Source organism: Inquilinus sp. 2KB_23 (assembly GCF_052115705.1).
GTDB classification, from domain to species: Bacteria; Pseudomonadota; Alphaproteobacteria; order DSM-16000; family Inquilinaceae; genus Inquilinus; species Inquilinus ginsengisoli_A.
Genome location: NZ_JBFRHF010000002.1, coordinates 382,252 through 398,398, shown reverse-complemented (window position 1 = coordinate 398,398; position 16,147 = coordinate 382,252). Strand labels below are relative to the sequence as shown.

The 16,147-nt window shown below is 70.6% G+C and carries 13 protein-coding genes; 8 read left to right on the top strand and 5 right to left on the bottom strand.

The genetic code is table 11. The features are described 5' to 3' along the window. Positions 1 to 40: 40 nt before the first annotated feature. Positions 41 to 1,087, top strand: a complete 1,047-nt coding sequence (locus tag AB4112_RS04050) for an SDR family oxidoreductase (RefSeq protein ID WP_309795066.1) — start codon at positions 41 to 43, stop codon at positions 1,085 to 1,087. A gap of 434 nt (positions 1,088 to 1,521) precedes the next feature. Beyond that, a complete protein-coding gene (locus tag AB4112_RS04045) occupies positions 1,522 to 3,720 on the top strand; it encodes a hypothetical protein (RefSeq protein WP_441717239.1) in 2,199 nt (732 codons plus the stop codon). Between the two features lie 63 nt (positions 3,721 to 3,783). Here the strand turns inward: AB4112_RS04045 and AB4112_RS04040 are convergent, their stop codons facing one another. The 3 genes from AB4112_RS04040 to AB4112_RS04030 form a co-directional block, all read right to left on the bottom strand. After that, positions 3,784 to 5,169, bottom strand: a complete 1,386-nt coding sequence (locus tag AB4112_RS04040) for a carbohydrate porin (RefSeq protein WP_441717237.1) — start codon at positions 5,167 to 5,169, stop codon at positions 3,784 to 3,786. A 157-nt stretch (positions 5,170 to 5,326) separates the two neighbouring features. Beyond that, positions 5,327 to 6,274, bottom strand: coding sequence for an AEC family transporter (locus AB4112_RS04035; protein ID WP_441717235.1), 948 nt, complete (start codon positions 6,272 to 6,274; stop codon positions 5,327 to 5,329). A gap of 129 nt (positions 6,275 to 6,403) precedes the next feature. Beyond that, positions 6,404 to 7,024, bottom strand: coding sequence for a TetR/AcrR family transcriptional regulator C-terminal domain-containing protein (locus AB4112_RS04030; RefSeq protein WP_309795073.1), 621 nt, complete (start codon positions 7,022 to 7,024; stop codon positions 6,404 to 6,406). 232 nt (positions 7,025 to 7,256) lie between these two features. Between AB4112_RS04030 and AB4112_RS04025 the strand changes: the two genes are divergently transcribed. Further along, positions 7,257 to 8,690: a DHA2 family efflux MFS transporter permease subunit gene (locus AB4112_RS04025; protein ID WP_441717232.1), complete on the top strand. Its 1,434-nt coding sequence runs from the start codon at positions 7,257 to 7,259 to the stop codon at positions 8,688 to 8,690. Here AB4112_RS04025 and AB4112_RS04020 read toward each other — a convergent pair. After that, positions 8,687 to 9,448 carry a tRNA-uridine aminocarboxypropyltransferase gene (locus AB4112_RS04020; RefSeq protein ID WP_309795077.1) on the bottom strand — a complete coding sequence of 254 codons (762 nt, stop codon included), beginning with the start codon at positions 9,446 to 9,448 and terminating at the stop codon, positions 8,687 to 8,689. The two genes, AB4112_RS04025 and AB4112_RS04020, sit on opposite strands and share 4 nt — an antisense overlap. 96 nt (positions 9,449 to 9,544) lie before the next feature. Here AB4112_RS04020 and AB4112_RS04015 point away from each other — a divergent pair, with 96 nt between their 5' ends. The 3 genes from AB4112_RS04015 (at position 9,545) to AB4112_RS04005 (ending at position 13,881) form a co-directional block, all read left to right on the top strand. Beyond that, a complete protein-coding gene (locus tag AB4112_RS04015; protein WP_441717230.1) occupies positions 9,545 to 11,263 on the top strand; it encodes a diguanylate cyclase domain-containing protein in 1,719 nt (572 codons plus the stop codon). Between the two features lie 259 nt (positions 11,264 to 11,522). Further along, positions 11,523 to 13,214 (top strand): methionine--tRNA ligase, encoded by a 1,692-nt coding sequence (gene metG, locus AB4112_RS04010; protein ID WP_441717228.1) that lies wholly within the window; start codon positions 11,523 to 11,525, stop codon positions 13,212 to 13,214. A gap of 121 nt (positions 13,215 to 13,335) precedes the next feature. Beyond that, positions 13,336 to 13,881 carry a sterol desaturase family protein gene (locus tag AB4112_RS04005; protein ID WP_441717226.1) on the top strand — a complete coding sequence of 182 codons (546 nt, stop codon included), beginning with the start codon at positions 13,336 to 13,338 and terminating at the stop codon, positions 13,879 to 13,881. A 48-nt stretch (positions 13,882 to 13,929) separates the two neighbouring features. Here the strand turns inward: AB4112_RS04005 and corA are convergent, their stop codons facing one another. Further along, positions 13,930 to 14,892 (bottom strand): magnesium/cobalt transporter CorA, encoded by a 963-nt coding sequence (gene corA / locus AB4112_RS04000; RefSeq protein ID WP_441717274.1) that lies wholly within the window; start codon positions 14,890 to 14,892, stop codon positions 13,930 to 13,932. 285 nt (positions 14,893 to 15,177) lie between these two features. Here corA and AB4112_RS03995 point away from each other — a divergent pair, with 285 nt between their 5' ends. Then, the gene (locus tag AB4112_RS03995; RefSeq protein WP_309795084.1) at positions 15,178 to 15,609 is read left to right on the top strand and encodes a hypothetical protein; all 432 of its coding nucleotides are present in this window, start codon (positions 15,178 to 15,180) and stop codon (positions 15,607 to 15,609) included. Next, positions 15,606 to 16,124 carry a hypothetical protein gene (locus tag AB4112_RS03990; RefSeq protein WP_441717223.1) on the top strand — a complete coding sequence of 173 codons (519 nt, stop codon included), beginning with the start codon at positions 15,606 to 15,608 and terminating at the stop codon, positions 16,122 to 16,124. The genes AB4112_RS03995 and AB4112_RS03990 overlap by 4 nt, the downstream gene beginning before the upstream one ends. The last annotated feature ends 23 nt before the right edge of the window (positions 16,125 to 16,147 follow it).

Sequence of the window (16,147 nt, the reverse complement as noted above, 5' to 3'; positions counted from 1 at the left end):
AGGAGCCGCCACCGGCGGCGATCGGCAACGGAGACCGAAGATGGATCGCAAGGTGGCGCTGGTGGTCGGCGCGCGGGGGGTGATCGGCCGCAACCTGGTCGGGCATCTGGCGACGCTGGAGGATTGGGAGGTCATCGGCCTGTCGCGCCGCGGCGGCGAGGATGCTGGCCGGGTCCGGCATGTCGCGGTGGATCTGCTGGACCGTGACGACGCCAGGGCCAGGCTGGGTGGCCTGCGCGAGGTCACCCACATCTTCTACGCCGCCTTCCAGGACCGGCCGAGCTGGGCCGAGCTGGTGCCGCCCAACCTCGCCATGCTGGTCAACGCGGTCGAGGCGGTCGAAGCCGCGGCGCCGGGCCTGCGCCATATCAGCCTGATGCAGGGCTACAAGGTCTATGGCGGCCATCTCGGCCCGTTCAAGACGCCGGCGCGGGAGGACGACCCCGGGCCGATGCCGCCGGAATTCATGATCGACCAGCTGGCCTGGCTGCAGGCGCGGGCCGGGGGCTGGAGCTGGTCGGCGATCCGCCCCTCGGTGGTCGGCGGCACGGCGCTGGGCAACCCGATGAACCTGGCCGTCGCCATCGCCGTCTACGCGTCGATGTCGAAGGAGCTGGGCCTGCCGCTGCGCTTCCCGGGCAAGCCGGGCGCCCACGACAAGCTGCTGGAAATGACCGATGCCGGCCTCTTGGCCCGGGCCACGCTGTGGGCGGCGACCGACCCGCGCGCCGCCGGCCAGGCCTTCAACATCGCCAATGGCGACCTGTTCCGCTGGAACGACCTGTGGCCGCGGCTGGCCCGCTTCTTCGACCTCGATGTGGCGCCGCCGCTGCCGATGCCGCTCGCCACCATGATGGCGGACAAGGAACCGCTCTGGGCGGCGATGGCGGCGAAGCACGGCCTGGCGCCGGTGCCTTACCAGGACGTGTCGTCCTGGCGCTTCGCCGATTTCGTGTTCGGCTTCGATTACGACATGTTCGCCGACAGCTCCAAGGCGCGGCGCTTCGGCTTCCACGATTTCGTCGACACCGAGGCCATGTTCCTGGGCCTGTTCCAGGACCTGCGCCGGCGCCGGATCATCCCCTGAGGCGCGGGCAGCGACCAAGGCGAGGGCTGTCGGAGACGAGTCTCCGGCAGTCGCGGCATAACAAAACCACAATCGAGTCGTAGGATTACATATTATATTATTGAATGGAGGGAATCATTGACCCATGACGGTACCAAATTCCAAGGAAACCTGAAGAATCGGTAGGAGCGTGTGCGCTCCCTGATACGCCGAATATCAATATATTCATCAAGAAAATGATCATCCCGGCGGCCGCTGAAGGACCGCCCCGGATGTCTCCTGGGCAATGCGAGACGAGGACAGGCTGTGGCGCCCGTGCCGGTTCCGGCATGACGACGGCGCCTGGCCGACGGCGCAGCCAGGGACGACCGCGCAACCTGCCTCCCATCCCTATCCGCGCGTGACGGCGGGACCGGAACCCTCCGGCGCCCCGGTCCGCGACCAGGAGGCTTATCATGGCGAAGAGACCCGACACTCCCAAGGATCACGGCATCGCCGTCCGCGTGGCGCTGCCGGAGGATGAGCGCGCCCGCAAGGCGTCGCTCGCCGTCTACGCGTTCTCGCAAGGCGGCAGGCTGCTTGACATGAAGCCGGTGGAGGCGAAGGGCGAGGCCGCCCTCCGCGTCCCGATCGGTGCCGAGGGCACCAATCTGCGGCTGCTGGTCGGTCCGCGGCTGGAGGGCGACGACCGCTCGCTGGCCGAGCTGGTGCGCCGCGGCGCGGTCGAGCGTCATCTGCGCGTCGATCTCGGCGCCGAGCGCCTGGCGATCGATATCCCGGTGCGGATCGACCAGATCCTGTGCTGGCTGCGCGGCCTGTGCTTCGTCAACGGCACCGTGCTGAAGCGCACCACGCTGGGCGGGCAGAGCATCGACCTGCCGGTCTGCGACGCCACCGTCGAGGTCTATGAGGTCGACCGCTTCATCATCATCCTGCCGAAGCTGCCGAAATGGGTGATCGACCGGCTGCGCGACATCATCCTGCATCCGGTGCCGTTGCCCGACCCGATCCCGGACCCGCTGCCCGGCCCGTTCCCCGGCCCGTTCCCCCCGGGACCCGGCCCGGACCCGGCGCCGCTCCAGGCCGGCGCGGGGCTGCGGCGCCTCGACCCCGCGGCCGCGCCGCAGCTCGCCCACACCCATGCCGAGGCGGCGACCGCCCTGGCCGGGCTGGAGCAGGCCAGCACCCTGCGCTTCGCGGCACGGACCGCCAGCGACCTCGACTTCCAGCGCGCCCTTCTGGACCACGAGCTGCTGCTGCGGCCGATCTTCTGCATCCTGTTCCCCGGCTTCTTCACCATGCAGCGGGTGGCCACCGCGCACACCGACGATTGCGGCCACTTCCACACGCTGTTCTTCCAGGGCTGCAACAACCACGACACGCCGGACCTGTACTTCAAGGTCAAGCAGCGCTTCCTGTTCTGGGACATCACCATCTACGCGCCGACCCCGGTGCCCTGCTACACGTGGTGGAACTACATGTGCGGGTCCGAGGTCACGCTGGTCACCCACCATCCGCTGGCGCGGACCTGCCCGCCCTGCGCCCCGGTGGTGGCCGGCGACAACTGGGTGCTGTTCACCGCCATCGGCCAGACCTCGATGAACGCGATCTTCGGTGATTCCGCTGCGCTGCAGGGCACCACGACCGTGGCCAACCGCGGCCTGACCAGCGGCGGCGCGCCCTTCGGTGGCACACTGCGGCCGCAGCTGCTGTTCGACAACAGCCTGCGCGAATCCCTGGGCGTGAAGTACTACCGCCTGTTCTGGCGCCGCGCCGGCACCGTCGACTGGTTCCAGATGCTGGACGATGTCGGCCGCCACTACACCTATGACGGCGGCGGCGGGCAGCCGGTCAGCGCGCTGTACAAGCTGGGGCCGCTGTCGCCGCCCGAGGCGCCGGTCGCCAACCTGTTCGAGATCCCGCCGTCGCTGCCGCCGCAGGGCGTCTGGGGGCCGGTGATCGCGCCGGTCGACTACCAGAACGGGGTCTTCGACACGACGCTGCCGGCGCCGGGCATCAGCTACGACGCCAACGGCGCCGAGGTCGGCACCGACCATTCCGGCAAGTTCGAGATCCGGCTCGAGCTGTTCGACACCGCCGGCGCCCCGGTGAACATCGGCGCGCTCGGCATCCGCTACTTCGTGCCGGATGTCGACAACCTGGCCGGCGCGATCACCACGGTGGAGGCGGCCCCGCTGGGCCTGGTCGACGGCAACGCCATGGTCGTGACCGTCCATGTCGACAACAACCCGACCTATGCCGAGATCGATGCGCCGACCATCGGCATGGCCTCGGCCGACCCGTGCTGCGGCGTGCTCGGCTTCTCGGCCGGCGACATGGTCACGCTGCCGTGGCGGGCGAAGCACAAGAATGGCTTCGCCAGCTACAGCTTCACCACCAAGCGGGTCGACCAGGTGGTGTTCGCGACATCCGGGCCGGTCGGGCTGGTCGGCAACCACAGCACGGTGCAGAGCGCCCAGGGGCTGATGGACCTGAACCTGCCGGTCGGCTGCCTGCCGGGCGGCTGCAACGTCGCTGCCTTCGCCTCCCTCGAATACGTCACGGCGATGGCGACCGACGGCTGGGGCCGGCTGCAATACCTCGACAGCGGCGACTTCGAGGCCTTCACCCTCAGCCGGAGCGGGCCGGCCTAGGATCTGCAGGGATGAAGACAGGAGGGCTCCCCGCTCCGGCGGGGGGCCTTCTCGGGCCGCGGCCTAGAACGTCACCGTCGTGCGCAGGCCGAGGACGGCGGCGTCGCCGATCGGCCGCGACGGATCCTCCGGGTCGGGGATATGGCCGCCGGGGCTGAAGACGTACTGAAAATCCGGCTGCAGCGTCCACCAGGGGGCGATCTGCGCCTGGTAGGTCGCCTCCAGCACGGTCTCGCCGCTGCGGATCGGGCGGCCGCTGCCGGAGAACGCGGCGACGTCTGCGTCCAGGTCCCTGGCCCTGGCGCCGATCCGGGCATAGACCACGCCGAGGCCGGCGGTGTCGTCCGGCCGCCCCGCAAGCAGGCCCTTGTAGCTGGCGCCGGCATTGACGAAGAGGTCGACCTCGTTGCGGTCGCCGGGCGCGGCCATGATACGCGCGAACAGACCGAGGCCCTGGTCCTTGGTGCCCGGCACCCGATAGATCATCTGGTCCGCCAGGGCGTAGAGGCCCCAGTCGTCGCGGTGCAGCAGGGCGACGCCGTCGCTCGCCGGGTCGGCCAGGGACAGGCCGTTGTCGTCGAAGCGCTGGTCGGCAAAACGGTTCGAATTGTACCAGGCCCCGAGCTTGTAGGTGCCGGGCAGGCCGTCCCCGTCGCCATTGACCGCGTATTGGGCCTCGCCGATCAGGAAGGCGCCCTTGTCGACACGGAACGACGTGCCGGAGCCGTTGTCGTCGGGATCGCCGTTATAGAGGCCGACCAGCAGCGTCAGCGCATCCGTCGGCTGGGCCTTCACCCGGATGCCGGGCGTCGCCAGGGGATAGGCGGGGCCGCCCGAAGGCAGGTCGATTGCCGCCAGGGTCGGCCAGCCGAAGCCGGAATTGACGAACAGGGCGCCGTACTGGCTGACGGCGAATTCCTGGTCCGCCGCCTGCTGGCCGACGCGGATCGCCGCCTTGCCGCCCAGCAGGGATTGTTCGTACCACAGCTCGAACAGCCGGGTGGAGGGCGGTGCCTCGATGCCGCTGACGGTGTTCAGATTGTCCAGGTTGGTGGCGCTCAGCCCCCGGCCATGGATCTGGAAGGCGCTGGCATTGATGGTGCCGCCATCGATCCCCAGCAGCTTGCCGGTGTCGACCGACAGGGTGGCCAGCGTGGCGCCTTCATAGATCGCACCGCGATGGACCCCGCCGGTGACGTTGCCCAGCACCTCGCTGGTCTCCTGCAGGCTCAGCTGGACTCCCGCATCGCCCAGCCGGCTGCGGATGCCGCCGAGATCCCCGAACAGCGTATCCCGGCCCCACAGGCCGTCATCGGCCGCGGGTGCGGAGCCCGCATCCGGAACGGTCTGCGCGAAAGCGGACGGGATGGCCGGCAAGCCGCCGGCCACGCAGGACAACGCCAGAAGCCAGCGCCGGACCGCCGGGGGCCCACCCATAATCTTTACCATCTGGTCCATCCTGCCGAAGGCGCTCGGCCGGCCACCATGAGCAGCGCGGACCGGACCGGCAAGTGACAAGAAGGCAAGCTTCACCCTCCGCAGGGCCACGCCGCAGCTCCTCCACCCCCTCGGCCGGCAGCGGATAGCCGGCCAGCCTCTCGACCCCTCAGCCCGCTCGTGCCGCAAATCCTGAAAGTGCATAAAGCCAGCCCAGCAGCGTCGCGACCGACAGCAGCGTCGTGATCGAGACCGTGGCCGCGACCAGCGGCTGCTCCACCTTGTATTCGCCGGCCAGGATATACACCGTCTTCGCGGTCGGCACGGCCGCACAGACCACGGCGGCGATCGTGTAGAGCGGGTTGAGGCCCGACGCTGCGCTCAGCCCGTAGACGATCAGCGGCATCACCAGAAGCTTCACAGCCGCCAGGCCGAAGGACGCCGCGAGGTTCGAGCGCATGCCCTCGACCGACAGGCCGAGCCCGATGGCGAAAAGCGCGCACGGGGTGAGCGCGGCGGCAAGGATGTTCAGATAGGCCGCGACCGGGGCCGGGATCGGCAGGCCTGTGATCGCCCCGGCCAGGCCGATGATGGTCGAGAGCACCATCGGATTGAGCAGAATCTGCTTCGCCAGGACGACCGGGCGTGCCGACCGCCCGCGTGCGGCGTGTTCCCCGCTTTCCAGGAGGACCACGGTCACGGGGAACATCACCGCCGCCACGAACACGGTGGCGATGGCGGCGGGCAGGACGGCGGGCTGGCCGTAGATGGCGTGCAGGACCGGCAGCGCCACGAAGCCGGTGTTGGTCATCGCCGCCGCCATGCCGTGGATGGTGCTGCTGGCGAGATCACGTCCCCACCCGATGCGGACGGCCAGGAACACCAGTGCGAAGCACAGGATGGACCCGCCGCCGAAGGCCAGCAGGAACCGCCATTCCAGAAGATTGCGCGCCGGCTCCTGCGCGATGGTGACGATCAGCAGCGCCGGCATGGCGATGTTGTAGGCGAAATGCACCAGGCCATCGGCCAGGGACCGCGAGAGGTAGCCAGACCAGCCGGCCAGCCATCCGGTGACGATGATCGCAAACACGGGAAGGACCAGGTCGGCAACGTCCATCTTGGCTCCCCCTGGGCGGTGGGCTGATCAGCCGCGTCATGCGCGCACACCGAAGCATACCGCGCCCAGCCGAATTCGCCCTGATGTCGCAGCCGGGGTGCCCTGGATCCGGCCGGGAGGTCCGGCCGCTCACCGCGCCAGCCTGGCCGCGATGCCGTCGAGCAGCAGGCCGAGGCCGAAATCGAACGCGGCATCCGGGTCGGCGTCGCGCACCACCGCCATGCCCTCGGCCAGCCGGGGATAGGCGGCCAGCTCCGCGGCGGACATCCGCTCGCCCTCGCGCTCGCCGGCATCGGCGGCGTCGGCCTGCTCCTCCAGCACCCAGCCGACGACATAGCGGCCGATCGCGATCTCGGCGCGCAGCGCGTCGGCCGGGCTGAGGCCGTGCGCGCACAACAGGGCGGTCTCGGATTCGACCGCGGCGAACTCCGCCGGCTCCGGCCGGGTGCCGGCATGCAGCCGGGCGCCGTCGCGCCGCGCCAGCAGCCCCCGGCGGAACCGGCGCGCATCCTCGGCGATCCAATCCCGCCAGTCGGCGCCGGGGTCGACCGGCCGGTCCATCCCGGCCGCCTCCATCATCGCCTTGGCCATGGCGTCCAAGAGCGCGCGCTTGTTCTTGAAGTGCCAGTACAGGGCCGGCGACTGCACGCCCAGCCGCTCAGCCAGGCGGCGGGTGGTCAACCCGTCGATGCCGACCTCGTCCAGCAGATCCAGCGCCGTCCGGATCACCACGTCCCGCTGCAGCTTCATCGTCTGGTCTCCGGGCCGTCCACTCTCCCGACGTCATTGCGAGGAGGCGCAGCCGACGAATCCATCCATGCCAGGCGGCGCCATGGATTGCTTCGCTGCGCTCGCAATGACGGTGTGGGGCGGGGCATCGGGTGTGTCCTGGTCAGTCGGCTCTGCGGTCGAGGCGCTTGACATCCTAGCCGCGTTCAGTTCCTTATCGATGATAAATTTATCATCGATAAGGAACCTTGCCATGGTCTCCATCGCCCCTGCGGCGGCCGCAACGCTGGACAGGATCCCGGCCGCGCTGTGGCGCCAGGCCGCGATCCTGGTCGGCGGCGGCTTCCTGTCACGGCTCACCACCTCGATCGTGAACATCGGCCTGGCGCCGATGGGCGAGGGCTTCGGCGTGTCGCTCGACACCATGCAATGGGTTGCGACCGGCTATCTGCTGGCCCTGGCCGCCTCGATCCCGATCTGCAGCTGGGCGGCGCGACGGGTCGGGCCGACCCGGCTGTGGTTCGCCAGCCTGGCCCTGTTCACCCTGGCCTCGGTCGCCTGCGCCCTGTCGGCCACGGCCGGGCAGCTGATCGCGGCGCGGGTGCTGCTGGGCCTGTGCGGCGGCCTCCTGGTGCCGGTCGGGCAGATGCTGCTGGGCATGGCGGCCGGGCCGCGGCGGATGGGCCGGATGATGGGCACGATGGGCCTGGTCGTGGTGCTGGCCCCGGCGATCGGCTCCACCGTCGGCAGCGCGCTCCTGGCGTGGCAGGGCTGGCCCTGGCTGTTCTGGATCAACGTGCCGGTCGGCCTCGCCGCCCTTTTGGCCGGCTGGCTCTGGCTGCCGCGCGTCGGGCCCGGCGCCGCGGGGCCCGCCGGCCGGCTCGACCTCCCCGGCCTGGTGCTGATGACCCTCGGCCTGCCGCTGATGACCTGGGGCGTCGTCGCCATCGCCCAGGCCGGCGGCTTCGGCGCCGCGGCGGCGGATGGCGCGCTGCTGCTGGGCCTGACCCTTATCGTCGGCTTCGCGCTGCGGGCGCGGCGGATGGAGGCGCCGCTGATCCGCATCCGCCTGCTGCGCGAGCGCGTCTTCGGTTCGGCCGGGCTGATCCTGCTCTGCGGCGGCTTCACCGTGTACGGGGCGCAGATCGCCCTGCCGCTCTACTACCTGCTGGTGCGCCACGAGACGGTGTTCATGACCGGCCTCTTGATCCTGCCGCAGGATCTCGGCATCGCCCTGGCCATGCCGCTGGCCGGGCGGCTGGCCGACCGCTTCGGCGGCGGCCGGCTGGTGGTGGCCGGCGTCATCCTGACCGTGCTCGGCACCGTGCCGCTGGCCCTGCTGGAGATCCACACCAGCTATCTCTGGCTCTCCGCCGTGCTGGCGGTGCGCGGCTTCGGCATGGTGCTGTCGGGCATGCCGGCGATGACCGCGGCCCTGGCCTCGCTGCCGAAGGAGCGGGTGCCGGACGGGGTGCCGCTGCTGAACATCCTCGACCGCACCGGCGCCTCGATCGGGGCGGCGCTGGCGGTGGCGCTGTTCGGCCTGTTCCTGCCGCCGGGGCCGGCCTACCCGATGGGGGCGCTGGTTGCCTTCGACGCCACGCACGGCATCCTGGCACTGGTCGCGGCGCTGCCGCTGCTGCCGGCGCTCATGCTGCTGCGGGCGGAGCGCGGTGCCAGGGCCTAGGAGGCGCGGGACCGGCCGCGGCGCTGCTGCGGCCGGCGGCGATCGGGGCGCGGACCGTCTGCCCGGGGTGGCCGCGCCGGCTGGGTGGCGCGGTAGCGGTCGAGCATCCGGGCGAAGCTGGCCAGCAGTGCGGTCTCGATCTCCGGCCGCCCCTCCAGCCGGCTCAGCAGCAGGGCGGAGGATTCCAGCGTCGACAGCGCCTCGCGCCGGGGCTCGCGCCGCAGCTTGCCGTACAGCGAGGGGCGCTGCGGCCGCAGCGCGATGCGCTTGCCCTTCAGCATCCAGGCGTTGCGCCACCACAGGGTCTTTGCCTGGCTCCAGGTGCCGTCCAGCACCACCACGCCCTCGATCTCGGCCAGCGCCTCATCCTGCTCGGGCAGGGCCTCGCCCTTCTTGTCCAGCACCACCAGCTCGCGGCCCGGCGGGAAATCCTCCGGCCGCATCGAGCCGAGATACAGCACGGCCCAGCGCTTCGGGTCGGCCGGCCGGCCCAGGGCGGCCGCCAGGCTGGGCCAGGACAGGCCGATCTTGAACACCGCATCCTTGAAGTGCAGCGCCGTCAGCCGGGCGGTGCCCAGCTCCTTCACCTGCTCCTGCGGGTGCTGCAGGATCAGGAGCGCGATGCGGTTGTCGATCGGCTCCACGCCGTCGCAGACGCACAGCGCCATCGGCTTCACGCAGCGCGGGCATTCCGCCTCCGTCGCGCCCGGCTGGGGTGCGTCGTCGGCGGCGGCGAGGGGATCTTCGGCTCCGGTCATCCCGGTGTTGAACCGCACTCCGGCCGCCGACGCAAGCCGCGCGGCCCTGCGACGCGTCGGCGTCGCGTCGGGAAATGCTTCAACTCTGGCGTCCCTGTGTCATGCTCGCGAGACAGAAGAGGGACATCCGGCCAAGCGGTGCCCAGACAGAACAGGGATCCTGCCGGGACGGCCGACGATCTGCCGGACGCCCTGGTCCTCGCAGAGCTTTCGTCCGATGCCATGATCGCCACCGATGATGGCGGCCGGATCCTGTTTGCCAACCCGGCCGCGGCGGTCCTGTTCGGGCGGGCGGACCTGCTCGGCCGCAGGGCGGATACGCTGGTCGTCCCCTGGGCGGCCGGACCGGACGGCACCCGGGTCCGGGCGACGATCCTGCCGCACGGGGCCCCGCCGATTCCGGTCGAACTGGCCTTCGCCGCCTGGCACAAGGGCGCGCGGCGGATCCTGGGGGCGGTCATCCGCACCGTATCGGCCGCCGGCGATGCCCTGGCCGCGGCGCTCGACCGGGCCGACCGTGCCGAGGCCGAGCTGCAGCAGCGCGACCGGCGCCTGCAAGACCTGGTCGAGATGCTGCCGGAGGCGATCGCCGTGTTCGATGCCGAGGACCGCTACGTCCTGTGGAACCGGAAATACGCCGAGCTGTACCCCGAGATCGCGCCGCTGCTGGGCGCCGGGGTGCCATTCGTCGACATCCTGCGGGCCAGCATCGCCACCGGCGAGATGCCGGAGCGGACGGACGACCCCGAGGCCTGGCTGGCGTGGCGGATGGCCCAGCACGGCAAGCCGCAGAGCCAGGACGAGCAGCAGTTCCGCGACGGCCGCTGGGTCCGCCACGACGAGCGGCGCACCGCCGATGGCGGCGTCATCGGCGTGCGCGTCGACATCACCGACCTGAAGCGCCGGGAAGCCTCGCTGCGGCTGCTGTTCGAGGCCAATCCGGTGCCGATGGTGCTGGCGGATGCCGACGGTTTCGCCATCTTCTCGGCCAATGAAGCGGCGATCGAACGCTACGGCTACGACCTCGACCGCTTCATCGGGCTGACGCTGCTGGACCTCTACCTGCCGGCGCAGCGCAAGGCCGCCTCCGCCCGGCTGCTCGCCCCCGGCGACGGCCATGACGACGAGCGGGTGTGGGCACAGCGCACGGCGGCGGGGGAGGAGGTCAAGGTGCTGACCTTCGTCCGGTCGCTGACCCATGACGGGCGCCAGGCCCTGCTGGTGGCGCTGATCGACGTCACCGAGCGGGTGCGGTCCGAGGCGCACATCACCCATCTGGCGCATCACGATCCGCTGACCGGCCTGGCCAACCGCTTCCACTTCTCCGGCCGGCTGGCGGAGATCCTGGGCCGGCCGCGGCCGGCGGGCGAGGCAGTGCTGCTGCTGTATCTCGACCTCGACGGCTTCAAGCCGGTGAACGACGCCTTTGGTCACGCGGTCGGCGACATGGTGCTGCAGCTGGTGGCGCGCCGTCTGACCGAAGCGGTGGGCGAGGATCATGTGGTGGCGCGGCTCGGCGGCGACGAATTCGCCGTCATCCTCACCGTACAGTCCGAGCCGCCGGAGACCGCGGCGGCGCGGCTGCTGGCGCTGCTGTCGCAGCCCTTCGAGGCGGACGAGGCGCGGGTGACGATCGGGGTCAGCATCGGCGTCGCGGTCGCCCGCGACCGGCACATCGACCCGGACCGGCTGATGGTCCAGGCCGACACCGCGCTGTACCGGGCCAAGGCCGCCGGCCGCAACCGCTGGTGCGTCTACACCCCAGACATGGAACTCGCCTCGACCCGGGCATCGGACCCCAAGACCGCCGGCTGACCCGGCCCATCCGCTTGCATCCGCCCGCCGGCCGGCGGACTATGGTTCCGTCGTTCCCTGATCGGATGTCGTCCATGCCCCCCCTCCGCCGCGCCCCACGAATGCGCCGGCCCGACCTGCAGGAGACCTGCCGGAGGGGGTGACGCGCGCCTGGATGGTGCGCGTGCGAGCGCTCGGACCCACGCCCTCCCGGTTCCCCGCGGAGGGTTTTTCATGTCCGGAGTCCGGCGCCCCACCCATGCGATCCCGGGAGATCCCCATGGCCAAGGTCCTGATCACCAGCGCGCTGCCCTACATCAACGGCGTCAAGCATCTCGGCAACCTCGCGGGATCGTTGCTGCCCGCTGATATCCATGCCCGCTTCCGCCGCCAGATTGGCGACGAGGTGCTGTTCCTCTGCGCCACCGACGAACACGGCACCCCGGCGGAGCTCGCCGCCGCCGCGGCTGGCTTGGATGTCGCCGCCTACTGCGCCCGCCAGCATGACGTTCAGGCGGAGATCTATCGTCGCTTCGCCCTGTCCTTCGACCATTTCGACCGGTCCTCCGGCCCGCGCAACCACGCCCTGACCCGGCACTTCTTCGAGCGCCTCGATGCCCGCGGCCTGATCGAGGAGCGGGTGCTGAGCCAAGTCTATTCCCCGACCGACGGCCGCTTCCTGCCCGACCGCTACGTCATCGGCACCTGCCCGCATTGCGGCCATGGCGGCGCCCGCGGCGACCAGTGCGAGGCCTGCACCCGGCCGCTCGACCCCACCGACCTGGTCGCGCCGCGCTCGGCCCTGTCCGGCGCCGCCGACCTGGAGCATCGGCCCACCCGCCACCTGTTCCTGCGCCAATCGGCCCTGGTCGACGTGCTGGAGCGCTGGCTCGGCAGCCGCAGCGGCTGGCCGCCGCTGGTGACCGCGATCGCGCGCAAATGGCTGGACGAGGGCCTGCGGGACCGCTGCATCACCCGCGACCTGTCCTGGGGCGTGCCGGTGCCGCGGCCGGGCTATGAGGGCAAGGTGTTCTATGTCTGGTTCGACGCGCCGATCGCCTATATCGCCGCGACCCAGGGCTGGGCCGACGCCGACCCGGCGCGACGCGACTGGCGGGCCTGGTGGTGGGCGGCGGAGGATGTCGAATACCTCCAGTTCCTGGGCAAGGACAACGTGCCGTTCCACGCCGTCAGCTTCCCCTGCACCCTGCTGGGCTCCGGCGAGCCATGGAAGACGGTCGATGTGATCAAGGGCGTGAACTGGCTGACCTATGAGGGCGGCAAGTTCTCCACCAGCGAGGGGCGCGGCGTGTTCCTCGACCGGGCGCTCGAGCTGGCGCCGGCGGACAGCTGGCGCTGGTGGCTGGCCGCCAACGCGCCGGAGGGCGGCGACACGGATTTCAGCTTCCAGCGCTTCGCCGCGGAGGTGAACCACGACCTCGCCGACAGCTTCGGCAATCTCGTCCACCGGGTGCTGAGCTTCGTCGCAGCCCGCCATGGCGGGCTGGTCCCCGAGGCCGGAGAGCCGGCCGAACCCGAACACCGGCTCGCTCTGGCGCTGGACCGGCACCTGGCGGCGCTGCGCGGCCATCACCGGGCGCTCGCCCTGCGCCGCGCGGCGGAGGAGGTGCGGGCGATCTGGCGCCTTGCCAACACCTATCTGGCGGCCGAGGCGCCCTGGACTGTCATCCGCACCGATCCCGATCGCGCCGCCGCGGTGCTGCGCGCCGGGGTCAACCTGGTCCGGATCGCGGCGGCCGTCGCCTGGCCCTTCATCCCCGACGCCGCCGGCCGGGTGCTGCGGTTGCTCGGTGTCGACGATGCGGTGCCGGCCTTGCCGGAGACCGGTGCGGCGGCGCTGAACCGGACCGTGCCCGGCGGCCGGGTCGCCGCGCCGCCGATCCTGTTCGCGAAATTCCCGCCCGGCTGGGCCGAGGCGCAGAGCCGGACCTTCGCCGGCGCGTCGCCGTGACGGCTGGATCGCGGCGCCGGCGATCATGTCGCGGCCAATTTCGCGCCAGGATGGAATCGGTGGTGTTACGGTTGCGTTACAGGCCCGAGGCCTGCACCGATTCGGCCGGGGGCGAGGGACGATGCATTTGACGCGGTGGGTCTACTATGTCGACTTCTTCGCCTACCCGGTCGTGCTGTTCGGCCTGGCCGGCGGGGCCCTCGCAACCATCCCTCCCGCCGCCTGGCTGTTCTGGTTCTCGACCGTCGGGATCGGCCTGTTCGCCTGGACGCTGATCGAATACATCGCCCACCGCGCCTTCCTGCACCACATCCCGGTCCTGGCGGCGATGCATGACGAGCACCACCGCCGGCCGAGCGCCATGATCGGCACTCCGATCTGGGTCAGCGGCGCGCTGCTGGGCGTGGCCTTCCTGGCGCTGTGGGCGCTGCTGGGCCTCGACCTCGCCAGCGGCGTCAGCGCCGGGCTGGTGGCGGGATACCTCTGGTATGTCGTGGTGCACCACAAGTCGCATCACGCGCGGCCGGACCCCGCCAGCTACATGTACCGCGCCAAGCGGCGCCATGGGCTGCACCATCACGGGCGGCGGCCGGGCAATTTCGGCGTGACCACGGCGCTGTGGGACCATGTCTTCCGCACCGCCGTCGAGGCCGACCGCCGCTCCTGACCGCAGGTCCGGTCGCGACGCTCGCCGCCGATCGGCTGGCGCGGCGGGCTACAGCCAGCCCCAGCGCTTGAACCGCCAGTAGAGGAAGCCGCACAGCCCGACGATGACGCCGAGCACCATGTAGTAGCCGTAGGGCAGCCGCAGCTCCGGCATGTTGTCGAAGTTCATGCCGTAGATGCCGGCGATCGCGGTCGGGCAGGCCAGGATCGCGGCCCAGGCGGCGAATTTGCGCTGCACCTGATTCTGGCGCGAGGATTCCAGCAGCAGGCCGGCCTCGAAGGTGTGGGTGACGATCTCGCGCAGCGCGTCGATGTGGTCGCTGACCCGCTTCACATGGTCGGCCACATCGCGGAAATAGGGGTGGATCACCGGGTCGATGCACCCGGATTCCGTGTGCTCCAGCTGCTTGCAGACCTCGGCCGTCGGCGTCACCGTGCGGCGGATCACCATCAGCTCGCGGCGCAGCGCGTGGATGCGCTCGATGTCCTCGGCGGTCAGCGGCTGCTTCAGCACCCGCCGCTCCATCTCCGTGACCTCGGCCTCGATCGCTTCGACCACCGGGGTGTAGTTGTCGACCACGAAGTCGAGTATCGAATACAGCACGAAATCCTCGCCGTGCTTCAGCAGCGAGGGGTTGCACTCCGTCCGCTCCCGCACCTTGGAGTAGGAGGAGGACGGGCCGTGCCGCACCGAGATGACGTAGCCGGTGCCGATGAAGATGTGGGTCTCGCCGAACTCGGTCGTCTCCTTCACCCGGTGCGCGGTGCGCAGCACCACGAACAGGGCGTCGCCATAGGTCTCGAGCTTGGGCCGCTGATGCGCGTTCAGCGCGTCCTCTATCGCCAGCGGGTGCAGCCCGAACTGCTGCGCCAGGTCGCGCAGCTCGGCCTCCTCCGGCTCATGGATGCCGATCCAGACGAAATGGCCCGGCTTCTCCGACCAGCTCTTGCCCTCCGACAGGGCGAACTCGGCGACCCGCCGCCCGTTCTCATAGGCGACGGCCGCAACCACGCGACCCAAAGGCGTTCTCCGTCGTTCCGGCGATCGCGCACGATAGCACGCGGCCGCGGCGCCGCCAGCCGGGGCCTGGGGCGGGCTGGTCCCGCAGTTGAGGACAATTAAGGTTCTGCATTCATCGACATTCGTAACAAACTGATGTTACGGTGATTCGTGCCTCACCCTGGACTCTCCAAGATCGCTGCCCGACACGGTGCAATGACAATCAAAACGTGCAGGGCCAGTATTGGCCTTCTACTGATGGTTTCAGCGTTGTCGCTGGCCGGCTGTGGCTCACTGATGCATGAAGGCACGGCGGATCTTGCCGGCATCGGCGGCACTGCCGCCGCCGCGGCGGTCACCAAGAATGCGCTGGTGGCGTCCGGCATCGGCCTCGGCGTCCGGTCGCTGGCCAGCGCCGGCCTGCAATATGGCGAGCGCAAGGTGCACCGGGCGGAACAGGACAGCATCGCCGCCTCGGCCGGCCCGCTGGCGGTCGGCCAAGTCGCGCGCTGGAGCATATCGCATGATGTCCCGATCGAGGATGACGAACAGGGCGACGTCACGGTCAGCCGGCTGATCGGGGCGCCGCCCCTGGCCTGCAAGGAGATCGTGTTCTCGGTGGAAGGGGAACAGCGCGCCTTCTACACCGCGATCGTCTGCCAGAATGGCACGGCCTGGAAATGGGCTTCGGCCGAGCCGGCCACCGAGCGGTGGGGCTCGCTGCAGTGAGGGCGCCCCGGCGCCGCCGCCTGCGGGCCGCCCTGCTGCTGCCGGCCCTGGCCCTGCTGTCGGGCTGTGCCAGCGTGGCCGGCGATGTCACCGGCATCGCGGCCGGGGGCACAGTCGGCGCCATCACCGCCAACCCGATCGTCGGCTACAGCGTCGCCCTGGGCACGCGCGCCGCGGTCAATGCCGGGGTGGCCTATGCGATGCGCAGCCTGCACCAGGACGAACAGGACACGATCGCCGCCATCGCCGGGCAGATGGGGCCGGGCGAGACCAAGCTATGGCGGGCCGATCACGACCTGCCCTTCGGCTATGCCGACGAGAACGGCGCGGTCCAGGTCACCCGGCTGATCGAGACGCCGATCGCCAGCTGCAAGGAGATTCTGGTGACGGTGGAGAGCGGCGAGGGGGCGAAGGCCACGCGCGACATCCTGGTCGCCACCGTCTGCCGTCAGGGCCAGACCTGGAAATGGGCCACGGCCGAACCCGCCGTGGAGCGCTGGGGGTACCTGCAATAGAGGGTCGAGGCCTCGGTCGCGGC